Source organism: Sulfurivermis sp., assembly GCF_059410345.1.
This window is the reverse complement of the sequence record NZ_JBLJDO010000046.1, coordinates 1-2545: the sequence shown is the minus strand read 5'-3', so window position 1 is coordinate 2545 and position 2545 is coordinate 1. Positions and strand designations below refer to the sequence as shown.

The 2545-nt window shown below is 56.9% G+C and carries 4 protein-coding genes; all 4 read right to left on the bottom strand.

Annotation, left to right across the window (positions count from 1 at the left end; all coding sequences use genetic code 11):
* Positions 1 to 628, bottom strand: a 628-nt coding sequence (traN, locus tag ACMV8A_RS15610) for a conjugal transfer protein TraN (RefSeq protein ID WP_495326804.1), incomplete at its 3' end; no start/stop codon positions are given.
* Positions 625 to 1674, bottom strand: a complete 1050-nt coding sequence (locus tag ACMV8A_RS15605) for a hypothetical protein (RefSeq protein WP_495326803.1) — start codon at positions 1672 to 1674, stop codon at positions 625 to 627. The genes traN and ACMV8A_RS15605, both read right to left, overlap by 4 nt.
* A gap of 50 nt (positions 1675 to 1724) precedes the next feature.
* On the bottom strand, positions 1725 to 2423 hold the full coding sequence (locus ACMV8A_RS15600) for a type-F conjugative transfer system pilin assembly protein TrbC (RefSeq protein ID WP_495326802.1): 699 nt from the start codon (positions 2421 to 2423) through the stop codon (positions 1725 to 1727).
* Between the two features lie 3 nt (positions 2424 to 2426).
* Positions 2427 to 2545 (bottom strand): TraU family protein (locus tag ACMV8A_RS15595; protein ID WP_495326805.1); only part of this gene is annotated, 119 nt, incomplete at its 5' end.

Sequence of the window (2545 nt, the reverse complement as noted above, 5' to 3'; positions counted from 1 at the left end):
TCGCGCCCATGCTGGTCATCATGTCGCTGTTGTTCTGATTGCTCCCCATCGAGTTAGTCTTGCAGCAACTGAAAATCCCGAGCGTCACTCTGCATTTGCTGTTCTTGCCGTTGAACAGCGTCAGGGTATCCGGGTCCATGTAGTTGCCGGCCTGCCGCAGCGCCTCCATACCGGTGATCGCCAGCGCAAAATCACCATCCGGCGTGTAGCCCGCATCGAAACACGTGCCATCCACGCAGTAGGCCTGTCCGCCACAATCCGTGATGGTTTTAGACTCGCCATCCGCCACTTTGCATTGATACGTTTGCTCATAGAGCGAGCACTTGGCTGGATCACCGTCCACATACTCCACGCAGCTTGAGCCGATCTGCGCGCACCCCTGCGCAGCTAGAGGCGCGCAATCGTCCACGTAGTTCTGGGAGATGCAGTCGTACTTGCTTTCGTATTTCCAGCAATCGCGAGTCACCGGATAGCCGCTGATCAGGCGCGTTTCAGGCCCCTCGATGCAGACCTTGGAATTCTTTGTGCAGGTGCCATCCCCTGCCAGCACCGGAGACGAGAGCAAGGGGAACAGGAGTGTGACGATGAGTAGCCGGGCTATCAGCCGCATCAAGGTAAGCGGCATCATGGAAGCCGGGCCTCCAGAGCCGTACACTGGTTATCCCAGGAGTCCGTTTCTGTGACGATTATCTTCGGCGGCGTGAATGGACCGCCAGTCGCCACAGCCTGATTGCCCCAGCGGCTATCCAGTGCTCTGAAGGTGAAATTACACGTATCTCCGACACACCCTTGGGCATAACCTGGTTCGTATCCGATGTAATTCGTTACGGTGCAAGCTCCCTTCCAGTTGTGAATGCTGGTCAACTCATAATTGACTGGGCCGTAAGAATCGGAACAGTTTCCGTCGCCGTCGCATGTCTGGCCAATTACACCCCAGCCAACTGAATCTGCCACGGTGAATGGCGATTTTGGAACATCCAGGTACCCGATACTGCAAACACCGTGTAGCCCAATCGGAGTGAAACGCAGTCTCAGCATTCCATCCGAACGATTCATGTCGCAGTAGATGTCGACCTGATTTACCCAGCCGTAAACCGGAATCCCCAATGAATAGCCGCCATACCATGTCCCTGGTACGCAAGACTCAGATGTCGTAATCGAAACCGTCAGAATTTCATTGCAGGATTCCTCACCTGCCGTCAGGTATTGATTACAGGTTTCCGTCTGGTACTTGTCTGGATCCTTGACCGTCTTTTCTGCGCATCCGGCATACGCACCGTTCACGATGAGGCTGCCGAGATATGTCTCTGCATCGCCCGACACTGTGTTGCGTTTGACAACCAGCGGGTCGGTTGTGGAGTTGAGCGGAAACATCACGTTCTTCTTGCCAGGGTCATTCATCAGCATCCTGACGCCTTCGCACTTCCCGTGGGTATGTGGATCGGGATCTGCCGTTCCTGCGGTGGATGTACAGCCAGTGACCCCCGCGGTGGCTGGCGCCGTCAGGCTACCTGTGCCGCCCATGTAGTAGCTGGAAGCAGGATCGGTGGCCGTATAGTTCGGCACCCCCGTGTTGGCATCGCTTGCTGTGGTGGTGCTGATCTTGCTCTTGGCTGTCACAACATTCGCCTTGCCGAAGGTGTTGCCCTCATTGAAGGCATCGTTCGTGGTCATGTCGGCACAGGTCACACTTGAGACCAGACACAGTGGAAGCAGTAAAGCCTTCACGGCCGGTACTCCAGCATGGCCAGCCGTGATTGTGCTTCAGCGGCCAGTGGACTGCCGCCTTGTGCCCAGCGCTCAAGCACGTAATCCAGGGTGACATCGCCAGTAGCGCGCAGGCTCTGGCTGCATTCCTTTCTCAGGTTGTTCAGGCAGGCCTCGCCCTGCCGTCCTGTCGTCAGGACAAACGTGGGTGCTTGAACAACCTTGTATGCCCGGAATAAATCGGGGTGGATGATGATGGAAGCACCCGTTTCGGCAATCGGCTTCAGTGCCTCCATGGCACGCGGCCAGTTTCCCTTGGCGAGCCCGCCCTCGACCCCTCGCAAGACCAGCACGGCACGCGTGCGCGCGGCTTGTCTGGCCAGATTTATCAGAGCTTTGCCCGGCATGCCCAGGGTGACGAAGATCATGAGATTGTCGTCATCCGGTTTCTGCGCTGTCTGGTTGTAGCGGGCCGCGATCTGGTCGATGTCCACGCCGGAAGATGGGACCTTGATTTTGGGAAAGTCACGAACCGCGCCATTGCGCGCCTCCTGACTGGCAGCATCGATCGCCTGACTCGACTTCTGCCGCGCCACTGCGTCATCGCCATAGCCATTTATCTCTGGCAGAGCAAGGTGCTTGTCAGCCGCATACCCAGTGGATGCGATGGCACCTAACAGAACAAGCAACAGCATTTTCATCACAGGCTTTTTCATCGATCAGAATCCAAAGGCCCCCTGGCAGCAGTCCCGCTTGCGGAAGAGCATGTAAGCGAAATCCTCGCCCTTGTATGGGAACTCCTTCCCCGCGCCTGAAATGACCGTTGTGCGTCCCATGG

Excerpts from the sequence above, each read along its gene's own strand:
- ACMV8A_RS15605 (WP_495326803.1), bottom strand. The coding sequence starts at position 1,674 with ATGACCACGAACGATGCCTTCAATGAGGGCAACACCTTCGGCAAGGCG.
- ACMV8A_RS15600 (WP_495326802.1), bottom strand. The coding sequence starts at position 2,423 with ATGAAAAAGCCTGTGATGAAAATGCTGTTGCTTGTTCTGTTAGGTGCC.